Source organism: Neorhizobium huautlense, from assembly GCF_030811685.1.
Lineage (GTDB): Bacteria > Pseudomonadota > Alphaproteobacteria > Rhizobiales > Rhizobiaceae > Neorhizobium > Neorhizobium huautlense_A.
In genome coordinates this window covers 188,316-203,227 of the sequence record NZ_JAUSRF010000009.1, presented here as the reverse complement: position 1 = coordinate 203,227, position 14,912 = coordinate 188,316, and the positions used below count along the sequence as shown (strand labels likewise).

14 protein-coding genes are annotated in these 14,912 nt (G+C 60.8%); 6 read left to right on the top strand and 8 right to left on the bottom strand.

Translation table 11 applies throughout. From position 1 onward, the window contains the following. Position 1: 1 nt before the first annotated feature. On the top strand, positions 2–541 hold the full coding sequence (locus J2T09_RS15350; protein WP_306836136.1) for a DUF4240 domain-containing protein: 540 nt from the start codon (positions 2–4) through the stop codon (positions 539–541). Positions 542–611: 70 nt separating this feature from the next. Here J2T09_RS15350 and J2T09_RS15345 read toward each other — a convergent pair whose 3' ends face one another. The 3 genes from J2T09_RS15345 to J2T09_RS15335 form a co-directional block, all read right to left on the bottom strand. Beyond that, positions 612–905, bottom strand: coding sequence for a hypothetical protein (locus J2T09_RS15345; RefSeq protein ID WP_306836134.1), 294 nt, complete (start codon positions 903–905; stop codon positions 612–614). Between the two features lie 139 nt (positions 906–1,044). After that, the gene (locus J2T09_RS15340; protein ID WP_373458473.1) at positions 1,045–1,221 is read right to left on the bottom strand and encodes a helix-turn-helix transcriptional regulator; all 177 of its coding nucleotides are present in this window, start codon (positions 1,219–1,221) and stop codon (positions 1,045–1,047) included. 8 nt (positions 1,222–1,229) lie between these two features. Next, positions 1,230–1,607 (bottom strand): hypothetical protein, encoded by a 378-nt coding sequence (locus J2T09_RS15335; protein WP_306836129.1) that lies wholly within the window; start codon positions 1,605–1,607, stop codon positions 1,230–1,232. Between the two features lie 169 nt (positions 1,608–1,776). Between J2T09_RS15335 and J2T09_RS15330 the strand changes: the two genes are divergently transcribed. The 4 genes from J2T09_RS15330 to J2T09_RS15315 all read left to right on the top strand — a co-directional run bounded on the left by J2T09_RS15330 (position 1,777) and on the right by J2T09_RS15315 (position 6,894). Beyond that, on the top strand, positions 1,777–2,607 hold the full coding sequence (locus tag J2T09_RS15330) for a DUF4886 domain-containing protein (protein WP_306836127.1): 831 nt from the start codon (positions 1,777–1,779) through the stop codon (positions 2,605–2,607). Positions 2,608–2,768: 161 nt separating this feature from the next. Further along, the gene (locus J2T09_RS15325) at positions 2,769–3,926 is read left to right on the top strand and encodes an acyltransferase family protein (protein WP_306836124.1); all 1,158 of its coding nucleotides are present in this window, start codon (positions 2,769–2,771) and stop codon (positions 3,924–3,926) included. Between the two features lie 257 nt (positions 3,927–4,183). After that, positions 4,184–5,965, top strand: coding sequence for an acyl-CoA dehydrogenase (locus J2T09_RS15320; protein ID WP_306836122.1), 1,782 nt, complete (start codon positions 4,184–4,186; stop codon positions 5,963–5,965). Between the two features lie 173 nt (positions 5,966–6,138). Further along, positions 6,139–6,894, top strand: a complete 756-nt coding sequence (locus J2T09_RS15315; RefSeq protein ID WP_306836120.1) for a crotonase/enoyl-CoA hydratase family protein — start codon at positions 6,139–6,141, stop codon at positions 6,892–6,894. 21 nt (positions 6,895–6,915) lie between these two features. Here the strand turns inward: J2T09_RS15315 and J2T09_RS15310 are convergent, their stop codons facing one another. Both J2T09_RS15310 and J2T09_RS15305 read right to left on the bottom strand, forming a co-directional pair. After that, entirely contained in the window at positions 6,916–8,160 is a 1,245-nt protein-coding gene (locus J2T09_RS15310; RefSeq protein WP_306836118.1) for a class I SAM-dependent RNA methyltransferase, read from the bottom strand. Further along, positions 8,157–8,999: a TlyA family RNA methyltransferase gene (locus J2T09_RS15305; protein ID WP_306836117.1), complete on the bottom strand. Its 843-nt coding sequence runs from the start codon at positions 8,997–8,999 to the stop codon at positions 8,157–8,159. Before J2T09_RS15305 ends, J2T09_RS15310 begins: the two co-directional genes overlap by 4 nt. A 192-nt stretch (positions 9,000–9,191) precedes the next feature. Here J2T09_RS15305 and J2T09_RS15300 point away from each other — a divergent pair, with 192 nt between their 5' ends. Beyond that, on the top strand, positions 9,192–11,177 hold the full coding sequence (locus J2T09_RS15300; protein WP_306836116.1) for a methyl-accepting chemotaxis protein: 1,986 nt from the start codon (positions 9,192–9,194) through the stop codon (positions 11,175–11,177). 106 nt (positions 11,178–11,283) lie between these two features. Here J2T09_RS15300 and J2T09_RS15295 read toward each other — a convergent pair whose 3' ends face one another. From J2T09_RS15295 to J2T09_RS15285, 3 genes are all read right to left on the bottom strand, one after another. Further along, complete coding sequence (locus J2T09_RS15295) at positions 11,284–11,832, bottom strand: hypothetical protein (RefSeq protein WP_306836114.1); 549 nt, start codon at positions 11,830–11,832, stop codon at positions 11,284–11,286. A gap of 78 nt (positions 11,833–11,910) precedes the next feature. Continuing rightward, positions 11,911–13,830, bottom strand: a complete 1,920-nt coding sequence (gene dxs, locus J2T09_RS15290; protein ID WP_306836112.1) for a 1-deoxy-D-xylulose-5-phosphate synthase — start codon at positions 13,828–13,830, stop codon at positions 11,911–11,913. 109 nt (positions 13,831–13,939) lie between these two features. Further along, positions 13,940–14,857 carry a pirin family protein gene (locus tag J2T09_RS15285; RefSeq protein WP_306836109.1) on the bottom strand — a complete coding sequence of 306 codons (918 nt, stop codon included), beginning with the start codon at positions 14,855–14,857 and terminating at the stop codon, positions 13,940–13,942. Positions 14,858–14,912 lie beyond the last annotated feature (55 nt).

The window sequence follows — 14,912 nt, the reverse complement described above, 5'->3', positions numbered from 1 at the left end:
AATGAACCTTGCTCCGGTGCGACGGCTTGCCGATGCCGAGGCGCGGGACTGGTTCTGGCAGATTGTCGATGCGTCTTCCGACGAGGATGAGGATGCACAGATCGCAAGGCTTCGCGGCACGCTGGATGCGCTGTCGGATCAGGATCTCGTCGATTTCATCAGCCTGTATTGGGCTGTCGACAGCGAACTCTATACAATGCGCCTATGGGCTGCCGCCTATGTGATCAATGGCGGGGCGAGCGATGATGGTTTCACCGATTTTCGTGCCTGGCTGATCGCACGAGGGCGCCTGATAACGGAGCGCGCATTGGCCGATCCCGACAGCCTCGCCGACCTTGGCGTCGAGGCCGACAGCGCGTCTTTCGAACTGTTCGGTTACGTCATGTATGACGCCTTCAAGGCGCGCTCAGGCGACGCCATTCCCGCATTCCGAAACGATGCGGTTGCCCGGGAAGCGGAGGCGCCCGACTGGAAGTTCGACTTTGATGATGAAGCGCAGATGCGCCGGCGCTTGCCGAGGCTTTCTGCCCTGTATCTGTAACCGAGGCCCGCGCGCTGTCGGACTTGCCAGTGGCGCGGACGAACAAGCTGTTCGGGAAGGTCCAACCACCTCACCCTTCCGCCGCATGCCTCTCCACCCGCGCATCAAGCGCGTCGGTCGCCGCCTGCAAAAACGCCGTCCGTCGGCAATCGCCTGCTGCCTGTGCTTCCGGCCGAAGGTCGTCGCGGATGTTTTCCATAAATCCCTGATGGTCAAAAGCGTCGGAGGCGATATTCACCTCGACCTCATCCAGATAATGCGAAATCAGCGGTTGGAGCGAGAGGTTCCGGTCTTTTTCGTATCTCAGTGCCATCTCGCGTGCGAGTTTGACCATTTGCACATAGGGGCCAAGTTTGGCACTCATCAAAATCTCCTTGCCTTTCGTCATCGCGGCCGGTCGCTTTCAAAGAACGCCGGCCGGTCGCATTTGTTTCTCATGTCGCACCGGATCAAGAGCCTGTCGTTCACGGATAGCGGCGAAACGATAACGGTTACGACAACGGTCACGCCTCGAAAATCTCCTCGATCGCCTTTTCCATCACCCGTGCGATGGCGAAGGCGAGCGGCAGGCTCGGATCATACCGTTCGTTTTCGATGGCGTTGACGGTCTGGCGCGAGACGCCGAGCCTTGTCGCAAGTTCGCCTTGTGACCAGCCCTTTTCGAGCCGCAGTGCCTTCATGCGGTTTTTCATCGAAAACGCCGGCTGCTGAGAATGCCGCCGATGATCCACAACACCGCCATCAAGGGCCAGACGTAAAACATCGAGAGTTTCGGGTAACCGACATTTTCCAGAAAGCCGTAGCTGAAGGTGATCAGCGCCGTGCCGGCAAAAGCAAGCGACAGCGCTTCCAGCTGGATGCGCCGCTGCAATTCGTCGGATGCCCTGATCTGGCGCATCACTGCGATGGCAACGCCGAGCGCCGGCAGCGTCGGCAGAAGCGACACGACCGTTGCCCATGCGCCCGTGACGGTACCGCCGGCCACGAGAAGAAGCGAGCCGATCAGCATGATCACATAAGCGGCCATGCCCGCGCCGAATTCCACGAAAAACCGTGTCTTGTTCATGAATGTCTCCTGTAAAGCATGCTTTACATAAAATGGTGTGGCAAGGGGTGTCAAGCATGCTTTACATCTCTCCGGCAGGCAGGTGTCTAATGCGTTTGCCCCGTTCAACCCGCCCTTAACGTATTAGCTTTTACAAGATGGCAGGACTTGTGTTTTGAGAGGTCGCGGATTGTTTCAGGTCAATCGAGCCGCTGTTCTGGCCGCAATTCTGGTCGGTACGCTTTTTCTCCTGCCGCCGTTCAACACATGGCCGGGCAAGGCAAAAGAGCGTCTGCAGGATGCGCTGGATGGCAGGCCGGAAACGACCGCGCTTTTTGTCGGCAACAGCCGGACATTTTATCACGACATGCCGCACATGGTGCGCCTGATTGCCAACTCCGCCGGTTATCAAAAAAAGCTGCATATCGAAATGGAGGCGAAACCCAGCATCAGCCTGGCTCAGCATCTGAAAAATCCGCAGACCCGCGCCCTGATCGACAGGCCCTGGGATCATGTCGTCCTGCAGGTGCTGAGCAGCGAACAATATAGCGCCCAGACAGCCGGCGAGGCATGGGATGTTGCAGCCGGGCTGATCCGGGAGGTCCAGGCAAATGGCGCCAGACCTGCCATGTTCGTGACATGGCGTTATACCGACCAGTGCCGCAACAATGCGGGCATGCCGGCATCGGCTGCCGGGTTGTCGCCTGAAGGTTACCCCGGCATGCATGCCAATATTCAGGAGCAACACGCCCGGCTCGCCGCTCTCACCGGCGTGGATCTCGTCAATGTCGGGCTCGTCTGGGAAGTTTTGCAGGCCCAGCCCCGGGATTTCGTCCTGTATGACGACTGCAATCATCCGTCGATCTACGGCAGTTATCTCTCCGCACTGATGTTCTATGCCTATTTTTCAGGAAACGATGTGACCGATGTCACCTATCGGCCCGATGAAATATCGCCGGACGATGCCGTAATCATCAGAAATGCCGTTTCCCGTTATCTTGCAGGGAAAGCCGGGACCTGATTTTTTTCATTCCGTCTATTCGGCAGAACAAGTATTTTTCGGATTTTCTATTCATGCCGGTTCAGTCATTTCGACGGTTTAATCTAAATCTTCAGATTGTCTTAATGATTTTTTAATGCGCCCTGTGGTTGTTTTTCCCGAAATGGGGTCCGGGGTTCATGATGAACAATATATTGGGCGGGCGACGGCACGATATCGATGCGTTGCGTGTTTTCAGCTTCGGCACGGTGATCATCTACCATACCAGCCTGTTGTTCGGCACCAGGGACTGGCTTCTCAACTCGTATGAAAGCAGCCGGTTGATGGACCTGATCGCCATCGGGTCTCACCCGTGGCGCATGAGCCTGCTGTTTTTCATTTCCGGTCTGGTCACGGCATCACTTCTGAACAGGAAGTCCGTCGAGGAAATTTGCAGGTCCCGAACACGTCACTTGCTGCTGCCATTCCTGTTCGGTGTCGTTTTCATCGTGCCTCCGCAGATCTATTTTGCGGCCCTGGTCGAGATCCCGGGCATGTCCTACTGGGATTTCCTGAAAGCCTATGTCGCAAACGGCATCATGGTCGAGCACCTGTGGTTTCTGCTCTATCTCTGGGTTTATGTATGCCTCTGGTCGCTGGCCATGCCCCGGTTGACAAAACGTCTGCCGAACCTGCCGTCCGCCTTCGCGTCTTCACTGAAAGGCGCAGGGCTGTTTCTGCTGCCTGTGGCGTTTCTGGCGGCTCTCAGGGTCTTTCTCTATCCGGTTTTCGGGGAAAGCCTGAACGTCATCAATGATGTCTATGCCCATGCGCTGTATTTCTCGATGTTCATGGCGGGGTCGCTTCTGGTCAACCAGCCGCAATTCTGGAGCGAGATCGATCGGCAGCGTTGGGTCAGCCTGGGTCTTGCCGCCGCCTCTCTGCTGGCCATCGTGACCATCGCCCTGGTCCTGCCGCGCGAACAGCGGCCGGACGTGCTGGTTGTCCTGATGCGCATCATCCGCTCGGTTTTCCAGTGGTGTTCGATCATCACGCTGCTGGCATTTGCGGGCAGGATTGCCAGCCGGCCCAGCCGGGTGGTCGCCTATCTGAACAAATCGATGATGACCTATTATGTCGTGCATCAGACCGTCATCATCATTGCGGCCTATTGTTTCATCCAGGCGGACAGGCTCGATCCTGGCGATTTCCTGCCGATCCTCATCATAACCCTGCTCGTTTGCGCGATGGCCGCCGAGGCAAAGAAGTTCGCAGAGGCGCGTCTTGTTCCTTGGGTGTCAAAGCTGGTCGCGCCGAGAAAACCGCGCGAAGAACCGTCTTCGCTCGAAGCCGCCGGATAAGGGGAAACCCGGCCGGTCTTGTCGAAAAGCTGGTCCGGCGAGCCCCGCGACGTCGCGTCCCATTGCCGTCCTTGCGGCGTCGCCCCATCATCTCCCGCGTAATCTGCACGGCGATTTTCGTCGTGATGTGCAGCGGCGCATGCCTTTGCTCTCTACGCTTGCATTGACATCCTGTTTGACGTTTACGTAAAAGGAATGTCGGGAGTTGGTGCGCAGCGGCTTGTGTCGCGGGCGTGGCCGGAAGAGGAGATTTTTTGATGTACAAGGCACCGGTCGAAGAGATCGCCTTCACGCTCAGCCATGTCGCCGGCCTCGGAAGCGCGTTGGAGGAGGGCAGGCTGGGAGATCTCAGCGGCGATCTGGTCGATGCCATCCTTTCCGAAGCGGGCCGGTTTGCCGGCGAAGAGATCGCGCCGCTGGGCGAGAGCGGTGATCGTGAAGGCGCACGCCTCGTCGATGGCGCCGTGATCACCCCACAGGGCTGGCCGGCGCTTTACAAGGCGTGGTGCGAGGGCGGGTGGAACGGCCTGACCGGACCGCAGGATTTTGGCGGACAGGCGCTGCCGCACATGTTGAACGTCGCGGCACTCGAAATGTGGAACGCCGCCTCCATGGCATTCGCGCTCGCCCCGACGCTCACCATGGGCGCCATCGAGGCCGTGTCGAAACATGGCAGCGACGCGCTCAAGCAGACATTTCTCGAAAAGATGGTGTCCGGCGAATGGACCGGCACGATGAATTTGACCGAACCGCATGCCGGCTCCGATCTCGGCGTGTTGAAAAGCCGGGCCGAGCGGATGGGCGACGGCACCTATCGCGTTTTCGGCCAGAAGATCTTCATCACCTGGGGCGAACATGATGCTGCCGACAACATCATCCACCTCGTGCTGGCGCGGCTGCCGGATGCACCGGCCGGCACGCGCGGCATCTCGCTGTTTCTGGTCCCGAAATTTCTGGTGAATGACGACGGTTCGCTCGGCGAGCGCAACGATGTGTTCTGCCATTCGATCGAACATAAGCTCGGCATTCACGGCTCGCCCACCTGCACGATGATTTTTGGCGATGGCCGGTTTGGCGCCGAAAAGGGCGCGCTCGGTTATCTGGTCGGCGAGGAGAACAAGGGGCTCGCCTGCATGTTCACGATGATGAACAATGCCCGCCTTGCCGTCGGCATTCAGGGCGTGGCGATTGCCGAGGCCGCGACGCAGAAGGCGGTCGCTTACGCCAAGGAGCGCACGCAGGGCAAGGCGCCGGGCTGGCAGGGCACTGGCATGAGCCCGATCATCGAACACCCCGACATTGCCCGTACGCTTTTGACCATGAAGGCGCTGACGCAAGGGTCGCGCGCCATTTGTTACGCCTGTGCGCATGCCATCGATCTTTCGCACGCGAGCGAGGGAGATGAGGCAAGGCACTGGGCGGAACGCGCCGCTCTTCTAACGCCGATTGCAAAATCCTTCTCCACCGATGTCGGTGTCGATGTCGCCTCGATGGGCATTCAGGTGCATGGCGGCATGGGTTTCATCGAGGAGACGGGCGCGGCGCGTTACCTGCGCGATGCCCGTATCGCGCCGATCTACGAGGGCACCAACGGCATTCAGGCGATCGACCTTGTGACGCGAAAACTGCCGCTCTCCGATGGTGGTGCGGTGCGCGGGTTTATTGGCGAGCTGAAGGGCGTGGCGGACAAGCTCGGCGCCTCCAACGATGCGGCTTTCGGCACCTCGGCGACACGGCTTTCCGCTGCGATTGCCGATCTCGAAACGGCAACCGACTGGCTGCTGGAGGCATTGGGCGCCGGCCGCCAGGCCGAGGCACTTGCCGGGGCAACGCCTTACCAACGGCTTTTCGGCCTGACGCTGACGGGCACTTATCTCGCCACCGGTGCGCTGGCTGCGGCCGGTGATGGCGATGGCGAAAAACGCGTGGCATTGTGCCGGTTTGCGGCGGAGAATTTGTTGGCCGAAACGGCGGCGTTGAAGGATGCCGTGGTTGGCGGTGCGGCGAGCCTTGAGGCTGCGCGGGCGGTGTTGGGGTAGAAAAAGAACCCCGCCCCACAAGGGGGAGGGGCTTAACCCAGCCGATCCGTAGACGCTAAATTGAGGCAAGAGGTTGCCGCGATTTTTCTCCCCCCTTGTGGGGGAGATGGCCGGCAGGCCAGAGGGGGACTTTGTCTCCCATCCACATCACCACCCCGGAGGAGGCCCCACCCATGACCGACCACATCCTGATCGAGCGCCCACAAACCTCACCCGGCGTCCTCGTCATCCGTTTCAACCGTCCGGACAAGAAAAACGCCATCACGTCTGCCATGTATCAGACGATGACGGCGGCGCTGACCGAAGCGAACAGCGACCCGAACATCCGCGCAGTTGCCTTTCTCGGCACCGAAGGCTGCTTTTCCGCGGGTAACGACATGGGCGATTTCCTCGGCTACGCCATGTCCGGTTCAAAGGAGCCGCCGGCCGGCGCCATCTTCATCAAGGCTTTGGCGCTTTGTGAAAAGCCGATGGTGTCAGGCGTCGATGGTCTGGCGATCGGCATCGGCACGACGCTGCACATGCATTGCGACATGACGGTCGCCTCCAGCCGCAGCCTGTTCAAAACCCCGTTTGTCGATCTGGCACTTGTGCCGGAAGCCGCTTCCAGCCTGCTGGCGCCAAAGATCATGGGCCATCAGTGTGCTTTCGCCATGCTCGTCGCCGGTGAAGGATTTTCCGCAGCTGCCGCCCATGCTGCCGGTCAGGTGTGGAAAGTGGTGGAGCCGGATGCGGTGGAAGCCGAAACCCTGGCACTTGCCACCTCTCTCGCTGCCAAACCACCGCAGGCGCTGAAGATCGCCCGGGAACTGGTGCGCGGCCCGCGTGATGAGGTGCTCGCCCGCATAGACGAGGAACTCGTTCATTTCACCGCGCAACTGAAAAGCCCCGAAGCGCGCGCGGCGTTCGAGGCTTTCATGAAACGATGATGTTTGGTGTGCTGCCGAAAATTACTTCGTCAGCAGCGCCACCGTTTCCACATGCGTCGACCACAGGAACTGGTCGATCGGCGTGACCGACTTGATGCGGTAACCGGCATCGACCAGCATGCGCAGATCACGCGCAAGCGTCAGCGGATTGCAGCTGACGGCGGCGATGGTCTTCACATTGGCGCGCACCAGTTCGGCCACCTGCGCTTCCGCACCGGCGCGCGGCGGGTCGAACACGACGGCATCGTAGTGTTTCAGTTCCAGCGGGATCATCGGGCGGCGGAACAGGTCGCGTTTTTCCACCGTCACCGGCTTCAGCCCCTGCGTATTGCGGGCGGCAAAATCCAGCGCCTTGATCGCCTTGTCGTCACCTTCTACCGCATGCACCTTCGTCGTCTTGGCAATGCGGAAGGTGAATGTGCCGGCACCGGCAAACAGGTCGAGCACCTTTTTCGACTTGCCGACGTGCTTGGCGACGATCTCTGACATCACCTCTTCGGCGCTCTTGGTGGCCTGCACGAAAGCGCCCGGCGGCGGCGAAACGCGCACGCCGGAAAATTCGATGATCGGCTTCTGCGGTTCGACCAGGATTTCGCCATTGACCGACACGCGGGCAATGCCCTTCAGCGTCAGCACGGTTTCGATGGCCGAACGACGCTGCTTGTCCTCCAGCTTCTTCAAACCTTCGACGGCGATATCCAGCCCCGACAAGGTCTCAAGCACCGCAATCCGAAACGTATCTGCGCCGATGGCGAGCGCGCGGCCGATGGTGCGGATCGTTTCCAGCCGCGCCACGATGCCGGGCGCGGCGATGGGACATTCCACGATCGAGACGATGTGATGGGTTTCTTCCCGGTTGAACCCGAGCAGAAATTCCTTTTCCGTATTGCGGGCCGAAAACACCGTGCGGCGACGCTCGCCGGGTTTTGCCGGAATGGTCTCCGCCACTTCGGGCGTCAAACCCTTGGATTTCAGCGCATCGACCACCAGCTGGCGCTTGAAGGCAAGGTAAGGCACTTCGGCGAGATGCTGCAGCGAACAGCCGCCACAGGCATCGCTATCCGGCCCAAAATGGCGACAGGCCGGCTCGATGCGATCCGGCGAGGGCGCGCCGGTCGACATGACGGTGCCATGGTCGCCATTGCGGGCAATCGCCAGCGTTTCACCCGGCAGCGCATAGGGCACATAGACCGGGCCATCCTCGCCATTGGCGATGCCGTGTCCCTGTGCGCCAAGGCGGTTGATGGTGACGGTGACCGTGCTCATGCGTCATCCCCATCCATGTCTTCGTCGTCGAAATCGTCTTCGTCGCCGTCTTCATCCTTTTCGCGGCGCTGGTAAGGCTCTGCATCCTCCGGCTTTTTGCCGGCCAGCAGAAACTCTTTGTTGCCGTCGCCGCCATCGATAGGTGAGGGGATCAAGCCAAGGCTTGTCCAGCCCATGTCTTCCACGAGCCAGCGTTCCAGCTCGGCAGCCACGGCCGGCGCCGTTTCCGGCTCCTTCAGCAGGCCGGCCTTGCTGATCGCATCGCGGCCCGCCTCGAACTGCGGCTTGACCAGCAGCACGCAGAGCGCGCCCGGTTCGGCCTGTTCCAGCGCCGGGGCCAGCGCCAGCTTCAGCGAGATGAAGGAGACGTCCGAAACGATGAAGGTGATCGGCCGGTCTTCGTAATCGTCCGGCTCGAGATAACGGGCATTCAGGCCTTCGATATTGGTAACGCGTTCGTCGTCGATCAGGCGCTGGTGCATCTGCCCGTGGCCGACATCGATCGAGGTGACGTGCTCGGCGCCGCGCATGACCAGCACTTCGGTAAAGCCGCCGGTGGAGGCGCCGATATCGAGGCATTCATGGCCGGTCGGATCGAGCTTGAAATGGTCGAGGCCGGCGACAAGTTTGAGCGCCGCGCGAGAAACGTAATCCTGCGCGGGGTCGTCGATGGTGACGGAGACGTCGGGCTTGAAGGTCAGGCTCGGCTTGGTGACGACACGGCCGTTGACGGTGACGGTGCCACGGCTGATCGCATCGCGCGCACGCGCGCGGCTGGCCACGAGGTTGAGCGAGACCAGAAGCTGGTCGAGACGTTGGGGTTCGGTGATCTTGGACATGGGCCTGTCAATGACGTTTGTCGCGCATTTGCGCAAGTCATACATTTGCACAAGCCATACATGACAACGCGTCCATGACAAATGTTTAGGCGCGACGATCTGCCAAACGGAAACGCAATCTTAAAGATCATGGTGCTTTGTCTCTTTAGGCCACAATTCGATCAAGTATCCGTTTTCACGAGCGCGACCCCCATGTTGAAAAACCTTTCCATCAGCAAGAAGATCATCGTTACCTTCATGGCGGTCATGTCCGCCTGTTTCTTTGCCACGGCAGGGGTTTACTGGCAGGTGCTGAAGTCGAACGCGGCAGCGGACGAACAGGTGTCGGCGCAGGCGATCGTCGTGGGTGTCGACAATGCCGTGGAGGCAATGCTCGAACAGGTTGTGTATCAGCGCGATTATCTGCTCGGCGGCGCTGAAGCCTCGGCCGCCTCCGCCTTGTCCAGCCGCGCGAAAATGGTCAAGGCGCTTGAGGAGACCCGGGCAGCCGCCACTGGGCGCGCCGATCTTCTCGCTTCCATCGACAGCGTCGATGCCGCCGCAAAGGCCGTCAATACGCAGCTCATCGATCCGCAGCTTGCCGCCGTCAAGGCCGGCCGGCAGGTGGCGCGCGGCGAAGGCGAACAGTCCCTCGAAACGTTCCGCACGGCGGCCACTGCGCTGAAACAGCAGGCGTTGACGCTGTCCGCCAGCCTGACGGCCGCGCAGCACGCCGCCAGCACCAACATTCTCTGGACGCTCGTGATTGCCGGCGGCATTGCCGGCGTGCTGGCGCTCGGCCTGATCTGGGCGCTGTGCAACGCCATCGTCAATCCTATTGTGGGGATGACCCGCACCATGACGGCGCTTGCCGGCGGCAACAACGATATCGAAGTGCCGGCGCTCGACCGCGGCGACGAAGTGGGCCGCATGGCGCAGGCCGTTGCCGTGTTCAAGGATGCGGCCATCGAAAAGCAGCGCCTGGAGCGCGAAAACGATATTTCCCGCGCCCGCGCCGAAAGCGATCGTCGTGCGAATGACGAGCAGAAGGCGCATGATGCCGCCGACGTGGAATTCGCCATCGATGGGCTGGCCACCGGCCTGTCCAAGCTGGCCGAGGGTGATGTCGCCTATCGCATCAACGAAACATTCGTCGGCCGTCTCGACCGCTTGCGCACCGATTTCAACAGCGCCGTCGGCACGCTGCAGACAACGCTGACGCTGGTCGGCGACAATGCCTCGGCCATCCACACCAATGCCGACGAGATCCGTTCGGCCACCGACGATCTGGCAAAACGCACCGAACAGCAGGCCGCCGCCGTCGAACAGACCGCCGCTGCCGTCGAGGAAGTCACGACCACGGTCAAGGATGCTGCCGCCCGCGCCGAAGATGTCGGCCAGCGTGTCGAGCGCACCCGCGTCGGCGCTGAAAAATCCGGCGAGGTGGTGCGCCGCGCCGTTTCCGCCATGGAAGGCATTTCGCATTCCAGCCACGAGATCACCAAGATCATCGATGTCATCGACGACATCGCCTTCCAGACCAACCTTCTGGCGCTGAACGCCGGTGTCGAGGCGGCGCGCGCCGGTGAAGCCGGCAAGGGTTTTGCCGTCGTGGCGCAGGAAGTGCGCGAACTGGCGCAGCGTTCCGCCAATGCGGCCAAGGATATCAAGACGCTGATCACCACCTCGACAAATCAGGTGGATGCCGGCGTGGCGCTGGTGGGCGAAACCGGCAAGGCGTTGCAGGCGATCGTGGAGGAAGTGCGCGAGATCAACGAACACATCCGCGCCATCGTGGTGTCCACCCGCGAACAATCGACCGGGCTTCAGGAAATCAACAATGCGGTGGGCACGATGGACCGCAACACCCAGCAGAACGCCGCCATGGTGGACCAGCAGACCAAGACCAGCCACACGCTGGCCAGCGAAGCCAACACGCTGAACGAGCTCTTGAAGCAGTTCAATCTCGGCAGCGACCGCAATTTTGTCGGCAGCCGCTCGGGCTTCATCATCCCGCCGACCCCGACGGCCGCGGCGCCGCAATTCGCGCCGGTGAGCCGCCCGGTAAAGGCGCCGAGCATTCGCATGGCAGCCGAGGAAAAGCCCCGCCGTTCACCGGCCATGGCGCTGCATAACCAGCTGGCAAGAGCGTTCGAACCGGCACCTTCGGCTTCGAAGGACAATTGGGAAGAGTTTTGAGGTTTTTGGGTTGATGAAGTGATAAGAGGGCGGAGCCGGTGGGTTCCGCCTTTTTTTGTTTTGGGGGGCGGGGTATGACAAGCTACCGAGAATGTTTAAGACCTGCCTAATCCGGTAGCCCATGAACTCGCTCGGAAGCGGCAAGCTCATGTCTTCGCATAAGCTCCGCGCGCAAATCCATCAGAACTGCGCTATATTCACTCATGTCTGCCATCTCTTCAAAATAGTCCGCAGGCGCGTCCTTGAAGGCGCGGTTGATGCGTCCGTCGATTTCCGGGCGACAATCGGTGAAAACGAACTCCTTGGCGGTGTTGAGATCGCAAAAGAACAAGGCGACAAGGCCGTCATACGCGTGTGATGACCAGCCGGTGAACCACATCGTCTCACCCGCGCGGGCCTTGCAGAAATCCCTGCTGATCCGGTCCAGATCATTGGCCTGAAAATCGCGAATACATCGGTACAGCTGACCGAACCGAAACGGTTTGTAATCGAGAAAGTTTCCACGATTGCGCGCGTAAAGATCCAGCTCGCCGTTTTCCCGGAGGTAACGGGCGCAAGCTTCGTAGCGGAACACAAGTGCATGGTCGGATAAAACGCGCCCGTTCAGGATCGGATCAGCAAGATAATCTTCCCAGTCGCGTTCCTGTTCAGCCATTGAACCCTTGATATCCGTCAGCTTTCGAGGGGATGAGCGGATGGCATGTGCCTGCAGCGAAAAACGCTGATCAATCCCTCACCCCGCAGCGCCAACCCCCACAACCGGCTTCCCCAGCGCCCGAAACACCGTCCCCACAATCCCCGCACGATCCAGACCCGCCTTGGCATACATCGCATCCGGGCTTGCCTGTTCCATCCAGATATCCGGCAGGACCAGCGAGCGGATCTTTAGCCCGTTATCGAGCAGGCCTTCGCCGCTCAGGAACTGCAGCACATGGCTGCCGAAGCCGCCCACGGCGCCTTCCTCGATGGTGATCAGCACCTCGTGGTGGCGGGCCAGTTGGCGGATCAGGTCGTGGTCCAGCGGTTTGGCGAAACGTGCATCGGCGACGGTGGTGGAGAGGCCGGCGGCGTCGAGATCTTCCGCTGCCAGCAGACAGTCCTTCAGACGCGTACCGAACGAGAGGAGGGCGACCTTGGAGCCTTGCCTGACGATGCGGCCCTTGCCGATCTGCAAAATCTCGCCGCGTGCCGGCATTTCCACGCCCACGCCTTCGCCGCGCGGGTAACGGAAGGAAATCGGGCCGTCGTCATAGGCGGCGGCCGTGCGCACCATGTGTTTCAGCTCCGCCTCGTCGGAAGCGGCCATCACCACCATGCCCGGCAGGGTGGCGAGGAAAGTCGTGTCGAACGAACCGGCATGGGTCGGGCCATCGGCGCCGACGAACCCGGCGCGGTCGATCGGGAAACGTACCGGCAGCCCCTGGATCGCGACGTCATGCACGACCTGGTCGTAACCGCGCTGCAGGAAGGTCGAATAGATGGCGCAGAAGGGCTTGAAACCTTCTGTGGCCAGACCTGCGGCAAAGGTCACGGCATGCTGTTCGGCAATGCCGACATCGAATGTGCGGGTCGGAAAAGCTTCCAGCAGTTTGCCCAGCCCCGTGCCATCCGGCATGGCGGCGGTGATGCCGACGATCTTTTCGTCGAAACCGGCTTCCTGCACCAGCGCTTCACCGAAGACGCTCGTATAGCTCGGCGCGTTCGGCTTGGCCTTGGCTTGCGCGCCGGTGATGACGTCGAACTTGTTGACGCCATGATATTTGTCGGCGGCGGCTTCGGCGGGCGGATAACCCTTGCCCTTCTGCGTCACCACATGGATCAGAACCGGGCCCTGCGCATGATCGCGCACATTGCGCAACACCGGCAGAAGATGATCGAACGAATGGCCGTCGATCGGGCCGATATGGTAAAAACCCATTTCCTCGAACATGGTGCCGCCGGTCACGTAACCGCGCGCATGTTCCACCGCGCGGGTAATCGCCCGGTCGATGGATTTGCCGAGATAGCCGGTGAGCTTCTTGCCCACTTCGCGCATGCCCATATAGGTGCGGCCGGAGGCAAGGCGCGCCAGATAGGCGCTCATCGCGCCGGTCGGCGGCGCAATCGACATGTCGTTGTCGTTCAATATGACGATCAGGCGGGCATCGAGCGCGCCGGCATTGTTGAGCGCTTCATAGGCCATGCCGGCCGACATCGAGCCGTCGCCGATGATCGAGATGACATTGCGCTTCTGGCCGGAAAGCTGCGCACCGACCGCCATGCCGAGACCGGCGGAAATCGAGGTGGAGGAATGGGCGGCGCCAAAGGGGTCGTATTCGCTTTCGGCACGGCGGGTGAAGCCGGAAAGCCCGTCTTCCTGGCGCAGCGTGCGGATGCGGTCGCGGCGGCCGGTCAGGATCTTGTGCGGGTAACACTGGTGGCCGACGTCAAAAATCAGGCGGTCGTCAGGCGTGTTGAAAACCTTGTGAATGGCAATCGTCAGTTCCACGACACCGAGACCCGCGCCCAGATGGCCACCCGTCTTCGACACGGCATCGATCATCTCGTCGCGCACTTCGCGCGCAACCTGCGGCAGGTCGCGATCCTCGACATTGCGCAGGTCGGCCGGCAGATTGATCTTGTCGAGCAAGGGTGTCTCTGGTTTTGCTGTCAAGGAATCCGGCCTTTTCTGGAACGCTGCTGTCGAATGTGCAATCCAGCAAAGATGCGCTGGAAACCGTCTTTTTCAAGTCGATTGCGTCAGCTTCTATCGGAATTCGCGCTCAGGGCAAAGGCACAAACTCTTCCTCATCCCCCGGCACGATGTCGAAACGGCCGGTGCGCCACTCTTCCTTGGCCTGCTCGATGCGCTCCTTGGAGGAGGAAACGAAATTCCACCAGACGTAGCGGCGCGAGGTCATGGCCGCACCACCGAACAGCATGATGTGACAGCCCATCGTGCCCGCTTCGAGCGTGATCTCGTCACCGGCGCGAAAAGCCAGCAACTGGTCGGCGGCAAAACGGTCGCCGGAAATGATCAGTTCGCCGGAAAGAATGTAGATCGCCCGTTCCTCATGCGCGGCTGAGAAGGGGAATTTCTTGCCCGACTCCAGAGCGAGATCAACGTAAAGCGTATCGGTGAAGGTGGAGACGGGGGAAGAAATCCCGTCCAGCGCGCCGATCACCACCCGGCCGGAGGCACCCTGCCAGTCGATGACCGGCATCGCTTCCCGCGCCGTATGGGCGAAGACGGGATCGATCTCCTCCTTGTCATCCGGCAGGGCCAGCCATGTCTGCAGACCGGACATGGCCAGCGGATGCCCGCGCAGGTTTTCCGGTGTGCGTTCGGAATGCACTATGCCGCGCCCCGCCGTCATCAGGTTGATGTCGCCCGGCTTGATGACCAGTTCGGTGCCGAGACTGTCGCGGTGTTTGATTTCGCCATCGAACAGGTAGGTGACGGTGGACAGGCCGATATGCGGATGCGGTTTGACGTCGAGCGCTTCATCGGCCCGCAGCACTGCCGGTCCCATGCGGTCGAAAAAGATGAAAGGCCCGACGAGACGACGCTGCCGTGTCGGCAAGGCACGCCGTACGGAAAACCCGCCGATATCGCTGGAGCGCGGAATGATCAGGTTTTCGATCGCATCACAGGCAAACGCATCGCCGGGGGCGGGGTCGGTGCCGGGGAAAAAGGACATGTGGGCCGGTCTCCATCTGGTGATTTGGCGGAAAGTCTTCCTGGAAAATAAGACC

Excerpts from the sequence above, each read along its gene's own strand:
- J2T09_RS15335 (WP_306836129.1), bottom strand. The coding sequence starts at position 1,607 with ATGAACAAGACACGGTTTTTCGTGGAATTCGGCGCGGGCATGGCCGCT.
- J2T09_RS15300 (WP_306836116.1), top strand. The coding sequence starts at position 9,192 with ATGTTGAAAAACCTTTCCATCAGCAAGAAGATCATCGTTACCTTCATG.
- J2T09_RS15310 (WP_306836118.1), bottom strand. The coding sequence starts at position 8,160 with ATGAGCACGGTCACCGTCACCATCAACCGCCTTGGCGCACAGGGACAC.
- J2T09_RS15295 (WP_306836114.1), bottom strand. The coding sequence starts at position 11,832 with ATGGCTGAACAGGAACGCGACTGGGAAGATTATCTTGCTGATCCGATC.
- J2T09_RS15320 (WP_306836122.1), top strand. The coding sequence starts at position 4,184 with ATGTACAAGGCACCGGTCGAAGAGATCGCCTTCACGCTCAGCCATGTC.
- J2T09_RS15315 (WP_306836120.1), top strand. The coding sequence starts at position 6,139 with ATGACCGACCACATCCTGATCGAGCGCCCACAAACCTCACCCGGCGTC.
- J2T09_RS15340 (WP_373458473.1), bottom strand. The coding sequence starts at position 1,221 with ATGAAGGCACTGCGGCTCGAAAAGGGCTGGTCACAAGGCGAACTTGCG.
- J2T09_RS15345 (WP_306836134.1), bottom strand. The coding sequence starts at position 905 with ATGAGTGCCAAACTTGGCCCCTATGTGCAAATGGTCAAACTCGCACGC.
- J2T09_RS15285 (WP_306836109.1), bottom strand. The coding sequence starts at position 14,857 with ATGTCCTTTTTCCCCGGCACCGACCCCGCCCCCGGCGATGCGTTTGCC.
- J2T09_RS15305 (WP_306836117.1), bottom strand. The coding sequence starts at position 8,999 with ATGTCCAAGATCACCGAACCCCAACGTCTCGACCAGCTTCTGGTCTCG.
- J2T09_RS15350 (WP_306836136.1), top strand. The coding sequence starts at position 2 with ATGAACCTTGCTCCGGTGCGACGGCTTGCCGATGCCGAGGCGCGGGAC.
- J2T09_RS15325 (WP_306836124.1), top strand. The coding sequence starts at position 2,769 with ATGAACAATATATTGGGCGGGCGACGGCACGATATCGATGCGTTGCGT.